This is a genomic window from Streptomyces macrolidinus (assembly GCF_023887685.1).
Classification (GTDB): domain Bacteria; phylum Actinomycetota; class Actinomycetes; order Streptomycetales; family Streptomycetaceae; genus Streptomyces; species Streptomyces macrolidinus.
The window spans coordinates 221228-236163 of record NZ_JAMWMR010000003.1; the positions used below are offsets into that span (position 1 = coordinate 221228).

Annotated in this window: 13 protein-coding genes; 8 read left to right on the forward strand and 5 right to left on the reverse strand. The window is 69.8% G+C overall.

From position 1 onward, the window contains the following. Positions 1 to 37 precede the first annotated feature (37 nt). Positions 38 to 469 (reverse strand): SRPBCC family protein, encoded by a 432-nt coding sequence (locus tag NGF19_RS05080; protein WP_252422453.1) that lies wholly within the window; start codon positions 467 to 469, stop codon positions 38 to 40. A 126-nt stretch (positions 470 to 595) separates the two neighbouring features. On the opposite strand from NGF19_RS05080, the gene NGF19_RS05085 reads away from it, so the two are divergent. From NGF19_RS05085 to icmA, 3 genes are all read left to right on the forward strand, one after another. Then, complete coding sequence (locus tag NGF19_RS05085) at positions 596 to 1105, forward strand: MarR family winged helix-turn-helix transcriptional regulator (RefSeq protein ID WP_252422454.1); 510 nt, start codon at positions 596 to 598, stop codon at positions 1103 to 1105. A 78-nt stretch (positions 1106 to 1183) separates the two neighbouring features. Further along, on the forward strand, positions 1184 to 1522 hold the full coding sequence (locus NGF19_RS05090; RefSeq protein ID WP_252422455.1) for a DUF3817 domain-containing protein: 339 nt from the start codon (positions 1184 to 1186) through the stop codon (positions 1520 to 1522). 138 nt (positions 1523 to 1660) lie between these two features. Continuing rightward, a complete protein-coding gene (gene icmA, locus NGF19_RS05095) occupies positions 1661 to 3361 on the forward strand; it encodes a coenzyme B12-dependent isobutyryl-CoA mutase large subunit (protein WP_252422456.1) in 1701 nt (566 codons plus the stop codon). Between the two features lie 54 nt (positions 3362 to 3415). Here the strand turns inward: icmA and NGF19_RS05100 are convergent, their stop codons facing one another. After that, complete coding sequence (locus NGF19_RS05100; protein WP_252422458.1) at positions 3416 to 4042, reverse strand: TetR/AcrR family transcriptional regulator; 627 nt, start codon at positions 4040 to 4042, stop codon at positions 3416 to 3418. Positions 4043 to 4309: 267 nt separating this feature from the next. Here NGF19_RS05100 and NGF19_RS05105 point away from each other — a divergent pair, with 267 nt between their 5' ends. The 4 genes from NGF19_RS05105 to NGF19_RS05120 all read left to right on the forward strand — a co-directional run bounded on the left by NGF19_RS05105 (position 4310) and on the right by NGF19_RS05120 (position 8605). Then, positions 4310 to 5284 carry a tetratricopeptide repeat protein gene (locus NGF19_RS05105; RefSeq protein ID WP_252422460.1) on the forward strand — a complete coding sequence of 325 codons (975 nt, stop codon included), beginning with the start codon at positions 4310 to 4312 and terminating at the stop codon, positions 5282 to 5284. 623 nt (positions 5285 to 5907) lie between these two features. Beyond that, positions 5908 to 6558, forward strand: coding sequence for a DUF6230 family protein (locus NGF19_RS05110; protein ID WP_252422462.1), 651 nt, complete (start codon positions 5908 to 5910; stop codon positions 6556 to 6558). A gap of 102 nt (positions 6559 to 6660) precedes the next feature. Beyond that, on the forward strand, positions 6661 to 7281 hold the full coding sequence (locus tag NGF19_RS05115) for a DUF6114 domain-containing protein (protein ID WP_252422464.1): 621 nt from the start codon (positions 6661 to 6663) through the stop codon (positions 7279 to 7281). A gap of 37 nt (positions 7282 to 7318) precedes the next feature. Further along, positions 7319 to 8605, forward strand: a complete 1287-nt coding sequence (locus NGF19_RS05120; RefSeq protein WP_308288448.1) for a hypothetical protein — start codon at positions 7319 to 7321, stop codon at positions 8603 to 8605. Between the two features lie 84 nt (positions 8606 to 8689). Here the strand turns inward: NGF19_RS05120 and pyk are convergent, their stop codons facing one another. From pyk to pta, 3 genes are all read right to left on the reverse strand, one after another. Continuing rightward, positions 8690 to 10117 (reverse strand): pyruvate kinase, encoded by a 1428-nt coding sequence (pyk, locus tag NGF19_RS05125; protein WP_252422467.1) that lies wholly within the window; start codon positions 10115 to 10117, stop codon positions 8690 to 8692. Positions 10118 to 10246: 129 nt separating this feature from the next. Then, the gene (locus tag NGF19_RS05130; protein ID WP_252422469.1) at positions 10247 to 11479 is read right to left on the reverse strand and encodes an acetate kinase; all 1233 of its coding nucleotides are present in this window, start codon (positions 11477 to 11479) and stop codon (positions 10247 to 10249) included. Then, complete coding sequence (gene pta / locus NGF19_RS05135; RefSeq protein WP_252422470.1) at positions 11476 to 13569, reverse strand: phosphate acetyltransferase; 2094 nt, start codon at positions 13567 to 13569, stop codon at positions 11476 to 11478. Before pta ends, NGF19_RS05130 begins: the two co-directional genes overlap by 4 nt. Before the next feature lie 294 nt (positions 13570 to 13863). Here pta and NGF19_RS05140 point away from each other — a divergent pair, with 294 nt between their 5' ends. Next, positions 13864 to 14889 (forward strand): ATP-dependent 6-phosphofructokinase, encoded by a 1026-nt coding sequence (locus tag NGF19_RS05140; protein WP_252422471.1) that lies wholly within the window; start codon positions 13864 to 13866, stop codon positions 14887 to 14889. Positions 14890 to 14936 lie beyond the last annotated feature (47 nt).

Sequence of the window (14936 nt, forward strand, 5' to 3'; positions counted from 1 at the left end):
CCCCGGTCCCAGGAAGCGGACCGGGGCCCTGCGCTGCTCACCGCTCCCGTTCGACGTAGTCCTTGAACTGCTCCAGATCACCGCGGACGACCCGTTCGATCGCGTTCGCCTGGGCGAAGCCCTTCGGCCCGCCGAACGACTCCCGTACGGCGTCGGGTTCGTACTCGACACGCGCCTGGACCCGGGTGTTGTTCCGGTCGATCGACTGGAACGAGAGGGTGCCCTCCAGATGCGGGGTGCCCTTGGTCTGCCACGTCATCACGCGGTCCCGGTCGCGGTCGGAGACCTCGGCCTCGAGTTCCCGCGTCGGGCCGCCCGTCTCGACGTCCAGATGAGCCCGGCCGCCGGTCTCCGTACGGGCCTCCCGTACGCCCTGCATGAAGCGCGGATAGTTCTCCACCTGATGAAGACTGTCCCAGGCGGTGTCGATCGGTACGTTGATGTCGACGTGTTCTTCGAGGGTGCTCATGGCCCACCTCCCACGCTCGGTTCATGACATCAGGCCTTCGCTTCCAGTGTGCGCCCGCTCCCGGCCGGGCGACCGCCATACGGAACGGGGCTGACCGCCCCGTGACCGGCCGGTAAGGTCGATGCCGTGCCGAAGCCCCTCAGCCTCTCCTTCGACCCCATCGCCCGCGCCGACGAGCACTGGAAGCAGCGATGGGGAAGCGTGCCGTCCATGGCCGCCATCACCTCCATCATGCGGGCGCAGCAGATCCTGCTCGCCGAGGTCGACGCGGTCGTGAAGCCGTACGGACTGACCTTCGCGCGCTACGAGGCGCTGGTGCTGCTCACCTTCTCCAAGGCGGGCGAGCTGCCGATGTCCACGATCGGCGAGCGGCTCATGGTGCACCCCACGTCCGTGACGAACACCGTCGACCGCCTGGTGAAGTCCGGTCTCGTCGCCAAGCGGCCCAACCCCGACGACGGCCGCGGCATCCTCGCCTCCATCACCGCCAAGGGCCGCGAGGTGTGCGACGCGGCCACCCGCGAGCTGATGGCGATGGACTTCGGGCTCGGCGCGTACGACGCGGAGGAGTGCGGGGAGATCTTCGCGATGCTGCGCCCGCTCCGGGTCGCCGCGGGGGACTTCAAGGACGCGTGAACCCCACTGGGAAGGACGGGTGAACCCCCGCCGGGGGTGCCGGAAGATCGCCCGAAACGGGCCGTTACGCTCGTACCCATGAAACGAAGCGTGCTGACCCGCTACCGCGTCATGGCCTACATCACCGGTGTGCTGCTGGTCCTGCTGTGCCTCGGCATGGTCGCCAAGTACGGCCTCGACATGAGCGGCGCCGCCGACCTCACCCGTGTCGTGGCCATCGCGCACGGCTGGCTCTACGTCCTCTACCTGGTCTTCGCCTTCGACCTGGGCGCCAAGGCGAAGTGGCCGGTCGGCAAGCAGCTCTGGGTGCTGCTTGCGGGCACGGTCCCGACGGCCGCGTTCTTCGTGGAGCGGGCGATCAGCAAGGAGCTGGAGGCGACCTTCGCGACGGCGGAGCCCGCGCCCGCCAAGGCCTGACGCTCCCGGTCGCAGGGCCGGAACCTCAGGTGGCAGGGGCGAGGCCCGGCGCGTGAGACCCGGAACACACCGCCGTACGGCATGCGTACGGCGGTCTCCCGTCGACATTTACTTGGACGTCCTAGTAAATTCGAGGGTATGGACGCTGAAGCCATCGAGGAGGGCCGCCGTCGCTGGCAGGCCCGTTACGACGCCTCGCGCAAGCGCGAGGCCGACTTCACGACGCTCTCCGGTGACCCGGTGGAGCCCGTGTACGGACCACGGCCCGGGGACACGTACGAGGGCTTCGAGCGGATCGGCTGGCCGGGGGAGTACCCCTACACCCGCGGTCTGTATCCGACCGGCTACCGAGGGCGCACGTGGACCATCCGGCAGTTCGCCGGATTCGGCAACGCCGAGCAGACCAACGAGCGCTACAAGATGATCCTGGAGGCCGGCGGCGGCGGCCTGAGCGTCGCCTTCGACATGCCGACCCTCATGGGCCGTGACTCCGACGACCCGCGTTCGCTCGGCGAGGTCGGGCACTGCGGGGTGGCGATCGACTCGGCGGCCGACATGGAGGTCCTGTTCAAGGACATCCCGCTGGGCGACGTGACGACGTCGATGACGATCAGTGGCCCCGCCGTCCCCGTCTTCTGCATGTACCTGGTCGCCGCCGAGCGCCAGGGCGTGGACCCGGCCGTCCTCAACGGCACGCTCCAGACGGACATCTTCAAGGAGTACATCGCCCAGAAGGAGTGGCTCTTCCAGCCCGAGCCGCATCTGCGCCTCATCGGCGACCTGATGGAGCACTGCGCGAGCGGCATCCCCGCGTACAAGCCGCTGTCCGTCTCCGGCTACCACATCCGCGAGGCGGGCGCGACGGCCGCGCAGGAGCTGGCGTACACGCTGGCGGACGGGTTCGGATACGTGGAGCTGGGGCTCAGCCGCGGTCTCGACGTGGACGTCTTCGCCCCCGGCCTGTCCTTCTTCTTCGACGCGCACGTCGACTTCTTCGAGGAGATAGCCAAGTTCCGTGCCGCGCGCCGCATCTGGGCGCGCTGGATGCGGGACGTGTACGGCGCGCGGAGCGAGAAGGCGCAGTGGCTGCGCTTCCACACGCAGACCGCCGGGGTCTCGCTGACCGCGCAGCAGCCGTACAACAACGTGGTGCGTACGGCGGTGGAGGCGCTGGCGGCGGTGCTCGGCGGCACGAACTCCCTGCACACGAACGCCCTCGACGAGACGCTGGCCCTGCCGAGCGAGCAGGCGGCGGAGATCGCGCTGCGCACGCAGCAGGTCCTCATGGAGGAGACCGGCGTTGCCAACGTGGCCGATCCGCTGGGCGGTTCGTGGTACGTGGAGCAGTTGACGGACCGGATCGAGGCCGACGCCGAGAAGATCTTCGAGCAGATCAAGGAGCGCGGTCTGCGGGCGCACCCCGACGGGCGGCATCCGATCGGGCCGATCACCTCCGGCATCCTGCGCGGGATCGAGGACGGCTGGTTCACGGGCGAGATAGCGGAGTCCGCGTTCCGCTACCAGCAGGCGCTGGAGAAGGGCGACAAGAGGGTGGTGGGCGTCAACGTCGCCACCGGGTCGGTCACCGGCGATCTGGAGATCCTGCGGGTCAGTCATGAGGTGGAGCGGGAGCAGGTGCGGGTGCTCGGGGACCGGCGGGCGGCGCGCGACGACGCGGCCGTGCGCGCGGCCCTGGACGCGATGCTGAGCGCGGCGCGGGACGGCTCGAACATGATCGAGCCCATGCTGGACGCGGTCCGCGCGGAGGCGACGCTCGGCGAGATCTGCGGGGCGCTGCGGGACGAGTGGGGGGTGTACTCGGAGCCCGCCGGGTTCTAGAACCTCTTCCCGCCGGGTTCTGGACCCTCGTCACGAACGGCTGGGGCGGCGCGGTCACGAGGCCCGTGCCGCCCCTGCCAGTCCCAGCACCAGCAGCCGCGTCAGGTCGCGTACCCATGCCTCGTCCGCCGGGCGTGCGCTGACCAGCGTGCGGTGCACCACCGCGCCCGCCACCATGTCAAAGATCAGGTCCGCGGAGCGGGCCGCCTGCGCGGGGTCGTTGTCTCCCGGGAGTTCGCCACGCTTCTGGGCGCGGACCCTGCCCTCCATCACCAGGCGCTTCTGCCGGTCCACGATCGAGGTGCGGATACGGGCGCGCAGGGCGTCGTCCCGGGTCGACTCGGCGACCACCGCCATCAGTCCGCTCTTGGCCTCCGGGCGGTCCAGGATCGCCGCGAACTGCAGCACCACGCCCTCGATGTCGGCGGCCAGGCTGCCCCGGTCGGGCAGCTCCAGTTCGTCGAACAGCTCCGCGACCGCGTCCACCACGAGTTCGTTCTTGCCCGCCCAGCGGCGGTAGAGCGTCGTCTTCGCGACCCCCGCACGCGTCGCCACGTCCGACAGCGTCAGCTTCGACCAGCCCAGCTCGACCAGCGCCTCCCGGGTCGCCGCGAGGATCGCGGCGTCCGCGGCGGCGCTGCGAGGGCGCCCCGTTCGGGCGGCGGGTCTGCGGCTCTGCATGGCGGTGACCTTATCCGTCGGTGTGGTGGGCCGTATCTGTGCGTTGTGTGAAGTGGTGAGGGAGATCACCGGCCGCGGGGGTACGGCGACCCTTCAGGGGAGTTACGCTACGACCCGTAGCGAAAGCGTGGCGTCAAGACGACACTGACGCACGCCTGAGCGACAGCCACGCGCGTCGGGTGGGGACCCGGCGCAGACCGAGCACCGGCCGGGCACGGCCGTCACAGCGCTTTTCACAGCGGCCCGCGGAAGGGGGAGGATGTACTCATGCAGCCACGGAACATGTCCATGAGCGGAGTCGTCGACCTCGCCGCGGTGAAGGCCGCCCAAGAGGCCAAGGCGAAGGCGGAGCAGGCGCGCGCCGAAGCGGCCCGGCAGGGCGGGGGAGGAGCGGTCTCCCCGGCCGATCTCGTCATCGACGTCGATGAGGCGGGGTTCGAGCGTGAGGTCCTCCAGCGCTCCACCGAGGTGCCCGTCGTCATCGACTTCTGGGCCGAGTGGTGTCAGCCCTGCAAGCAGCTGAGCCCGGTCCTGGAGCGGCTGGCCACCGAGTACAACGGCCGCTTCCTGCTCGCCAAGATCGACGTCGACGCCAACCAGATGCTGATGCAGCAGTTCGGGGTCCAGGGGATCCCGGCCGTCTTCGCCGTCGTCGCCGGGCAGGCACTGCCGCTCTTCCAGGGGGTCGCCCCCGAGCAGCAGGTCCGCGAGACCCTCGACCAGCTCGTCCAGGTCGCCGAGCAGCGCTTCGGTCTGACCGGCCTGACCGTCGACGCCGACGCGGAGCCGGGCGGCGCCCAGGCGGCCCCCGAGCCCCCGGCGGGTCCCCATGACGCGCTGCTCGAAGCGGCCGTACGGGCTCTGGACGCAGGTGACCTGGGCGGCGCGATCCAGGCGTACAAGAACGTACTGAGCGAGGACCCGGGCAACACGGAGGCCGAACTGGGCCTGGCCCAGGCGGAGTTGCTCAAGCGCGTGCAGGGCATGGACCCGCAGCAGGTACGCAAGGACGCCGCGGACAAGCCCGATGACGTACCGGCGCAGATCCTCGCCGCGGACCTGGACCTGGTGGGCGGTCATGTGGAGGACGCGTTCGGCCGGCTCATCGAGACCGTGCAGCGCACGGCGGGCGAGGACAGGAACGCCGCACGGCTGAGGCTGCTGGAGCTGTTCGAGGTGGTCGGGGCCGAGGACCCGCGGGTGGCGGCGGCGCGTCGCGCACTCGCAAGGGCCTTGTTCTGACCGGCTCGTCGACCATCCCCCGGGTGAGGGATGCCCGGGTATGAGCATTGCCGACGGAGGCACACCGCGGCCGCGCTTTGCCAAATCTTGGCAATCGCGGCCGCTGTTACTTGTAGTAACTCGGGCCTGTTGACCTGCGTGCTTCTGTCCGCACTTCTTCCGTTACGTCATCTCCCGTTCCGCTACGAAGAGTTGTCGGTCGATGCCGACAAGTCGTTGTTTGGTTATCCGGCCGTTACTAGCGAGTAACGAGACCCCTTGCGGGGGCGGCGAGAATGCACCACGATCGGCGACGCTCGGTCCATCACCGTCGCCGACCGCCAGTTGGGTCGACGGAACGTCGTGGGTCCCCACCGAGCAGGAGCCGGTGGCAGTGACACCGGGTCCTGGGCAGGGGGGTCTCCGCCATGGCGGAGCCTGTCCGACAGGTTGTGCGTGATGCGTGTCAGGCGCGACCAGTGGTTGTCGCTCGGGGGTGATCGCCGGTGATTCGGGCGCGGTTCGTGCCGTCGAGCGCGGCGCTCTTCTTCCCGAGGACGTAGCACTTCTCCCATCCCTGCCCGGCTGGGCCGCCGACCGGTAGCGAGCCGGGTCAGGAGATGTACGTCCGAGAAGGAGGAAATATGGAGTCCCAGGTGCGTGGCGGGACCAGATGGAAGCGGTTCGCTGTGGTCATGGTGCCCAGCGTCGCCGCCACGGCAGCGATAGGTGTCGCCCTCGCGCAGGGCGCTCTCGCCGCGTCGTTCAGTGTGTCGGGCCAGTCGTTCAAGGTGACGGCTGACCAGCTCGACGGTGACGGCTTCTCGCAGTACGGGGCCATCGACCAGGGGTACACCCTCGCCGGTGAGAAGGCCCTGCACCCGGTCGCGGTCTCGGCGTTCAAGACGGCCAAGATCAAGAACATGTGCCAGTCGGTCGTCACGCCGAACATCCCGGTGCTCGGCTCGGTGAGCCTGGTGCTGAAGGCGGGCGGCGGCAGCACGCCGGTCAAGGCCGAGAATCTCTTCATCGATGTCGAGGACCTCAACGCGGACGCCACGTTCAAGAACATCAACATCGGTGTGTCCGGCGGCGCACTCGCGAACGGCCCCGGCCCCGCGATGAAGCAGAGCGAGATCGACAACAAGCAGGCCAACCCTGCCGGGTTCGCCCAGCAGGCCGAGTCGGCGACGCTGAAGAACGTGAAGCAGACGGCGTGGGCGACCACCGCCGGCACCTTCAAGCTCAGCGGTCTGAAGATGTCGCTGTCCGCGGGCACCAAGGAGTGCTACTAGGCACCCCGGGGCGGGTGAGCGGCCCTGTGGCCGGCTCGCCCGCCCACCCCTTTCGCACCACCAGTACGTCTCACAGCAACACCGTTCCAGGGAGCTGTTTCCATGAGCGCCGAGTCGCCTGGGCAGAACGAGCACTACCTCCGAGTCATCCGGCGGAAGTTCCGTGACTGGAGGGGCACCCGTCCGTTCTGGGCCGGACTCTTCGTCCTGCTGGGCGGCTTCCCGATCATGTACTTCCCGTATGCGAACCTCCAGTTCGGGCATCTCACGCTCGCCATGTCCACCACCGCGGGGGCAGGGTCGCTCATCATCGGCGTGCTGCTCATCGTGCTGGGCATCAGCCTCTGGTTCCAGCGGCATGTACGGACCTTCGCGGGAGTCGCGGCGATTCTCCTGGCGTTGGTGTCCATCCCGGTCTCCAACTTCGGCGGCTTCCTGTTCGGCTTCCTGTTCGCCCTGATCGGCGGCGCGATGGCGGTTGCCTGGGCACCGGGCGAGCCCGAGCCCGAGGCCAAGTACGAGCGCGGAGCCAAGTACGAGCCCGAGCCCGAGCCCGAGCCCGAGGCCCGACCCGCGGCCGTGCCCGTGGAGTCGGCCGGTGACGCCCAGGGCGAAGCCCCCCGGACCGCGCCCGAGGAAGCCGCGGACGGGGTGAGCGAGCCGAACGATCTGTCAGAAACGAGCCCGGCGAACGGGGCGAACGGGAGGCACAGTGCCGGCTGACGAGGTGGCCCGTGGGACTGATGCGGAGACGTCCCGCGTGAGAACCGGGCCGCGCCACGCGGCCCCGAGGAAGCCGCTGTTCACCAGATTCCATATGCCCGCGGGCCGGGCGATAGCCCTGGCCGCGATGCCGACGGCGGTCCTCATGGGCCTCGGACTCAACTCCACGCTCGCCGCGGCCGACGACCACCCGGCGGCCCGGAGCCTGACCGCCGACGAGTACCAGGACTGCGTGGAGGCCCTGGCCGGTTCGAAGGACTCCCCGGACCCGTCCACCACCCCGTCGCCGTCCGCCTCGCCCGAGACGTCGGCCTCCGCCGGTACGGCGGACCAGGCCCCGTCGACCACGGGCCAGGCCCCGGCCACTCCTGACGCGGCGTCGAAGAGGGCGACGGACACGGTCCCCTCGGCGGAGGCGGGCGCGCGCGCCAAGACCGCGCCCACCCCCGACGCGGCCCCCACTCCGACTCCGGATCCGACCCCTTCCGCGTCGGCGAGCGGCGGCAACCTGCTGGACGACATCGGCAACGCGCTCAAGGACGCCCTCACCCCCGGCGGCGCCCCGTCGGAGAGTGCCTCCCCCGAGCCGTCCCCCTCCGCCACCGCGACCGAGGACGGCGCGACCGAGGACGGCGCGAAGGCCGTCGCGGACCCCGCCGAGAGGACCGTCACCGGTACGGCCGACGACACCGCGAAGGACACGGCGGGCACGCCGGACCCGCGGCCCGGAACGGACGCCGAGGCGACCCCCGGCCCGACGGCCGACCCCGGGCAGCCGGATCCGTCCGCGACCCCGGACCCGTCCGCGACCCGGAGCCCGTCCGACAGTGCGAGCCCCTCGGCGGACGAGTGCCCCGTGGCCACGGACGACGAGGGCGGTGTCGAGGACACCGTGGCGCTGCCCGACGACCCCTGGCACCTGGAGGCCAGTTCGCTGCTGCTGAAGGACGCCGACTACCAGGGTGTCGTCCAGGTCCGCACGGCGAACGGGACCGTCAAGAAGGCCCTGAAGTACGTCGTCTCGGGCGGCACCGACATCGGTGACCTGCACCAGATCGTCGACGGTCCCGGCGGCCTGAAGTACCACGTCCAGGCCGGGAAGGGCACGACGTCGACCATCCGCGACGGCGACACCGTGATGTACACGGAGAGCATCTCGGGCAATCTGTTCGGCCTGATCCCGGTCACGTTCAGCCCGGACAACCCGCCGCCGCTGAACATCCCGCTGATCTACTTCACGAAGGTGAAGATCACCCAGGCCGGTCAGTTCGGCGGCACGCTGCATCTGCCCGGCATGCATCAGTACGTCACCGGCGCCAACTGAGCAGCCGACAAGGCCCGTTCGGGAGCCGTACACCGTCGAGGGCGCCCCCTGCGTACAGGGGGCGCCCTCGACGGTCGTCCTACGTCAGTGGTGTTCGCCGCCCAGGTGGTGGACGCGGACCATGTTGGTGGTGCCCGGTACGCCGGGCGGGGAACCGGCCGTGATGACCACGATGTCACCGGAGTTGAACCGCTTGAGCTTCACCAGCTCCTGGTCGACCTGGTCGACCATCTCGTCGGTGCTCTTCACGAACGGCACCAGGTGCGGCTCCACGCCCCAGCTCAACGTGAGCTGGTTGCGCGTCGATTCGTCCGTGGTGAAGGCGAGGACCGGCTGTGTCGCCCGGTAGCGGGAGAGCCGCCGCGCGGTGTCACCGGACTTGGTGAAGGCCACCAGGCCCTTGCCGCCGAGGAAGTCCGCGATCTCGCACGCGGCACGGGCCACCGAACCGCCTTGCGTCCGCGGCTTCTTGCCCGGCACGAGGGGCTGGAGGCCCTTGGAGAGCAGCTCCTCCTCGGCCGCGGCGACGATCTTCGACATCGTCCTGACCGTCTCGACCGGGTACGCGCCCACGGAGGACTCGGCCGAGAGCATGACCGCGTCGGCGCCGTCCAGGATCGCGTTGGCGACATCGGACGCCTCGGCGCGCGTGGGACGGGAGTTGGTGATCATCGACTCCATCATCTGGGTCGCCACGATCACCGGCTTGGCGTTGCGGCGGCACAGTTCGATGAGCCGCTTCTGCACCATCGGCACCTTCTCCAGCGGGTATTCGACGGCCAGGTCACCGCGGGCGACCATCACCCCGTCGAACGCCATCACGACGTCCCGCATGTTCGCCACCGCCTGCGGCTTCTCCACCTTGGCGATGACCGGGACGCGGCGCCCCTCCTCGTCCATGACGCGGTGGACGTCCTTGACGTCGTCGGCGTTGCGGACGAAGGAGAGCGCGACCATGTCGCAGCCCATGCGCAGCGCGAACCGCAGGTCGTCGATGTCCTTCTCGGACAGCGCCGGGACGTTCACCGCCGCGCCGGGCAGGTTGATGCCCTTGTGGTCGGAGATGATGCCGCCCTCGACGACGGTCGTCCTGACCCGGGGGCCGTCGACGTCCAGCACCTTCAACTCGACGTTGCCGTCGTTGATCAGGACCTGGTCGCCCTTGGAGACATCGCCCGGCAGTCCCTTGTACGTCGTCCCGCAGATCGACTTGTCGCCCGGCACGTCCTCGGTGGTGATGACGAACTCGTCACCGCGCACCAGTTCCACCGGGCCCTCGGCGAAGGTCTCCAGACGGATCTTCGGACCCTGGAGGTCGGCGAGGACACCGACGGCCCTGCCGGTCTCCGCCGACGCGCCACGGACGCGGTCGTACCGTCCTTGGTGCTCTTCGTGCGAGCCGTGGCTGAAGTTGAAGCGGGCGACATTCATGCCGGCTTCGATCAGCGCGACGAGCATTTCGTGGGAGTCGACCGCGGGGCCGAGAGTACAGACGATTTTCGAACGGCGCATGGCGCGATCCTATCGGTTTGTTTCGCTTCGGAATATTCCGTCTGACGGGCCAAACAGAGCGATACAAATGGGCGGACGGTCGCTCAGACGTCAGTTCCCTTTCCGGTCGGCTTCCGATCGGCTTGCGGATCAGCTTCCTTTCCGCTTCTCATCGGCTCCCTCGCCTCCGATCAGCGCATAGGTCTGTGTGGCGATCTCCCATTCCTCGTCCGTGGGCACCACCGCGACCGCCACCCGCGCGGACGCGGGCGAGACCAGCCGCGGCTCGTCGCTGCGTACGGCGTTCAGATCGCCGTCCACCGCCAGGCCCAGCCCCTCCAGGCCCGCGATGGCGGCCTGCCGTACCGGCGCCGCGTTCTCGCCCACCCCGGCGGTGAAGACGACCGCGTCCACCCGGCCGAGTACCGCGTAGTAGGCGCCTATGTATTTCCTCAGCCGATGGATGTAGATGTCGAAGGCGAGCCGCGCTTCCTCGTCGCCTTCGTCGATCCTGCGCAGGATCTCCCGCATGTCGTTGTCCCCGCACAGCCCGAACAGACCGCTCGTCTTGTTGAGGAGAGTGTCGACCTCGTCCATGGACATTCCGCCGACACGTTGCAGATGGAAGATGACGGCCGGGTCCAGATCGCCGGACCGCGTGCCCATCACCAGGCCTTCCAGCGGGGTGAGCCCCATGGAGGTGTCCACGCACCGGCCGCCCCTGACCGCGGAGGCGGACGCCCCGTTGCCCAGGTGCAGCACGATGACGTTGACGTCCTCGGGCCGCTTGCCCAGCAGCGCGGCGGTCGCCCGGGACACATAGGCGTGCGAGGTGCCGTGGAACCCGTACCGCCGCACCCGGTAGCGGTCCGCGATCCGCGCGTCGATGGCGTAGCGCGCCGCGGACTCCGGCATGGTCGTGTGGAACGCCGTGTCGAAGACGGCGACCTGCGGCAGATCGGGGCGCAGCGCCATGGCCGTACGGATGCCGGTGAGGTTGGCCGGGTTGTGCAGCGGTGCGACGGGGACGAGCCGCTCGATCTCGGTGATGACGGCGTCGTCGATGAGGGTGGGCTCGGTGAAGAACATGCCGCCGTGCACCACGCGGTGGCCGATGGCGGCCAGGTCCGGTGAGTCGAGCCCGAGCCCGTCCCGGTCCAGCTCCTCCGCGACGGTCTTCAGAGCGGTCTCGTGGTCGGCGATCGGCCCGTTCTGCTCACGGGTCTCGCCCGTGGCGGGCACCGTGTGCGTGATCCGGGACGTCTGCTCGCCGATGCGCTCGACGAGACCCACGGCGAGACGGCTGCGGTCCCGCATGTCCAGGAGCTGGTACTTCACCGACGAGGAGCCGGAGTTGAGGACGAGGACGCGGAACGGGCTCACTGGGCGGTCGCCTTCCCTTGCGGTGCCTGGGCCTGGATCGCCGTGATGGCGACGGTGTTGACGATGTCCTGGACGAGGGCGCCCCGGGACAGGTCGTTGACGGGCTTGCGCAGGCCCTGGAGGACCGGGCCGACGGCGATGGCGCCGGCCGAGCGCTGCACGGCCTTGTAGGTGTTGTTGCCGGTGTTGAGGTCCGGGAAGATCAGTACGGACGCCTGTCCCGCGACCGCGGAGCCGGGCAGCTTGGTCGCCGCGACGGTGGGCTCCACGGCGGCGTCGTACTGGATCGGGCCCTCGATCTTCAGGTCGTCACGGCGCCGGCGCACCAGCTCCGTCGCCTCGCGCACCTTGTCGACGTCGGCGCCGAAGCCGGAGGTACCGGTGGAGTACGACAGCATCGCGATGCGCGGCTCGACACCGAACCGCTCGGCGGTGGCGGCCGACTGGATGGCGATGTCGGCGAGCTGCTCGGCGTCCGGGTCGGGGTTCACGGCGCAGTCGCCGTAGACGAGCACCTTGTCGGCCAGGCACATGAAGAAGACCGAGCTGACGATCTTCGCGTCGGGCCGGGTCTTGATGATCTCGAAGGCGGGCCGGATGGTGGCGGCCGTGGAGTGCACGGACCCCGAGACCATGCCGTCGGCGAGACCCTCCTGGACCATCAGGGTGCCGAAGTAGTTCACATCGGCGACCACGTCGTACGCCAGCTCCACCGTGACGCCCTTGTGGGCGCGCAGTGCGGCGTACTTCCCGGCGAAGGTGTCGCGGAGTTCGGAGGTGGCCGGGTCGATGAGCTGCGCGTCGCCGATGTCGACGCCGAGGTCCGCGGCCTTCTTGCGGATCCGGTCGGCGGGCCCGAGCAGCGTGAGGTCGCAGACGCCGCGGCGCAGCAGCACCTCGGCCGCGTGCAGCACGCGCTCCTCGGTGCCCTCCGGGAGCACGACCCGGCGCCGCGCGGAGCGGGCCTGCTCCAGCAGCTTGTGCTCGAACATCATCGGGGTGACCCGGTCGCTGCTCGGCGCGGACACCCGTGTGAGGAGATCGGCGGTGTCGACGTACCGCTCGAAGAGCCCGAGCGCCCGTTCCGCCTTGCGCGGGGTGGCCGCGTTCAGCTTCCCCTCCAGGGCGAAGAGCCGGGCGGCGGTGGGGAAGCTGTTGCCGGGGACGGAGAGCACCGGGGTGCCGGGGGCGAGCCGGGAGGCGAGGGCGAGGATCTCCTCGCCGGGCACCTCGTCCAGGGTGAGGAGCACCCCGGCGATCGGCGGGTTGCCCGCGCTGTGCGCGGCGAGCGAGCCGATGACCAGGTCCGCGCGGTCGCCCGGGGTCACGACCAGACAGCCCGGGGTCAGGGCGGCGAGGAGGGTGGGCAGCATCGCGCCGCCGAAGACGAAGTCGAGCACGTCCCGCGCGAGGCCCGCGTCGTCGCCGAGCACGACCCTGGCTTCCAGGGCGTGGGTGATCTGGGCGATCGTGGGGGCCGAGAGGGCGGGCTCGTCGGGCAGGACGTGGCAGGGCACCGGGAGCCGGGAGTCCAGACGCTCGGCGATCTTGTCCCGGTCCTCGGCGGCGACCCGGTTGACGATCATGGCGAGGACGTCGCAGCCCAGGCCCGCGTACGCGCGGTAGGCGTTGCGCGTCTCGGCGCGCACCGACTCGGCGCTCTGGCCGCGCCCGCCCACCACGGGTATGACGGCCGCCCCGAACTCGTTGGCGAGCCGGGCGTTGAGGGCCAGTTCGTCGGGGAGCTGGGTGTCGGCGTAGTCGGTGCCGAGGACGAGGACGACGTCGTAGTCGCGGGCCACCCGGTGGAACCGGTCGACCAGCGTCGCGACCAGTTCGTCCGTGCCCCGCTCCGCCTGCAGCGAGGACGCCTCCTCGTATCCGAGGCCGTAGACGGTCGCCGGGTCCTGGGAGAGCCGATAGCGGGCGCGCAGCAGTTCGAAGAGACGGTCCGGCCCGTCGTCGTGGACGAGAGGCCGGAAGACCCCCACGCGGTCGACCTGTCGGGTCAGGAGCTCCATGACTCCCAGCTCCACGACCTGGCGGCCGTCGCCGCGGTCGATCCCGGTCACGTACACGCTGCGCGTCACGCGTGATCTCCGTTTCGTCGCTCGGGGTGGCAGGCCTCGGGCGGGCCCCCGAGGCACTCCACGAAACCGATTCCGGATGCATGTATGGGGTGATGCGTATATGCGGTGCATATGGGGTTGTGGGTCCCGTGGAAATTCTCCCCATACGGGTGAGTGGGACCCTCTTGACAATACCCTTGGCGCTGGTTAGGGCGCCCGTCAGGGCGGCTGTTGTCAGCCCACGCCACCTGCCGCTTGCCGTGAAACAATCGGACTGGGTCACCGAAATCCACAGCGAGCAGGAGAAACAGCACGATGCGCATCGGAGTACTCACCGCAGGCGGCGACTGTCCGGGCCTGAACGCAGTGATCCGGTCAGTGGTGCACCGTGCGGTCACGCATTACCGCGACGAGGTGATCGGCTTCGAGGACGGCTACCGAGGACTGCTCGACGGCCACTACCGAAGCCTCGACCTCGACGCGGTCAGCGGCATCCTGGCCCGCGGCGGCACCATCCTCGGCTCCTCACGCCTGGAGCGCGACCGTCTCCGCGAGGCCTGTGAGAACGCCTCGGACATGATCCGCGACTTCGGTATCGACGCGCTGATCCCGATCGGCGGCGAGGGCACGCTCACGGCGGCGCGGATGCTGTCGGACGCGGGCCTGCCCGTGGTCGGCGTCCCCAAGACGATCGACAACGACATCTCGTCCACGGACCGCACCTTCGGCTTCGACACCGCGGTGACCGTGGCCACCGAGGCCATGGACCGGCTGAAGACCACCGCGGAGTCCCACCAGCGCGTGATGGTCGTCGAGGTCATGGGGCGGCACGCGGGCTGGATCGCCCTGGAGTCCGGCATGGCCGCCGGTGCCCATGGCATCTGCCTGCCCGAGCGCCCCTTCGACCCCACCGATCTCGTCAAGATGGTCGAGGAACGCTTCGCCCGCGGCAAGAAGTTCGCGGTGGTCTGCGTCGCCGAGGGCGCGCACCCGGCCGACGGCACGATGGACTACGGCAAGGGCGAGATCGACCAGTACGGCCACGAGCGCTTCCAGGGCATCGGCACCGCGCTGGCCTACGAGCTGGAGAGACGGCTCGGCAAGGAGGCCCGGCCGGTCATCCTCGGCCACATCCAGCGCGGTGGCACACCGACCGCGTACGACAGGGTGCTGGCCACGCGCTTCGGCTGGCACGCGATCGAGGCGGCGCACCGCGGCGAGTTCGGCAAGATGACCGCGCTGCGCGGCACGGACGTGGAGATGGTGCCGCTGGCGGAGGCGGTGACCGTGCTGAAGACGGTCCCCAAGGACCGGATGGACGAGACGGAGTCGGTCTTCTAGAGCTTCTGGAGCTTCTGAGATTCCGGAGCGTCTCGGGCTTCCGGGGG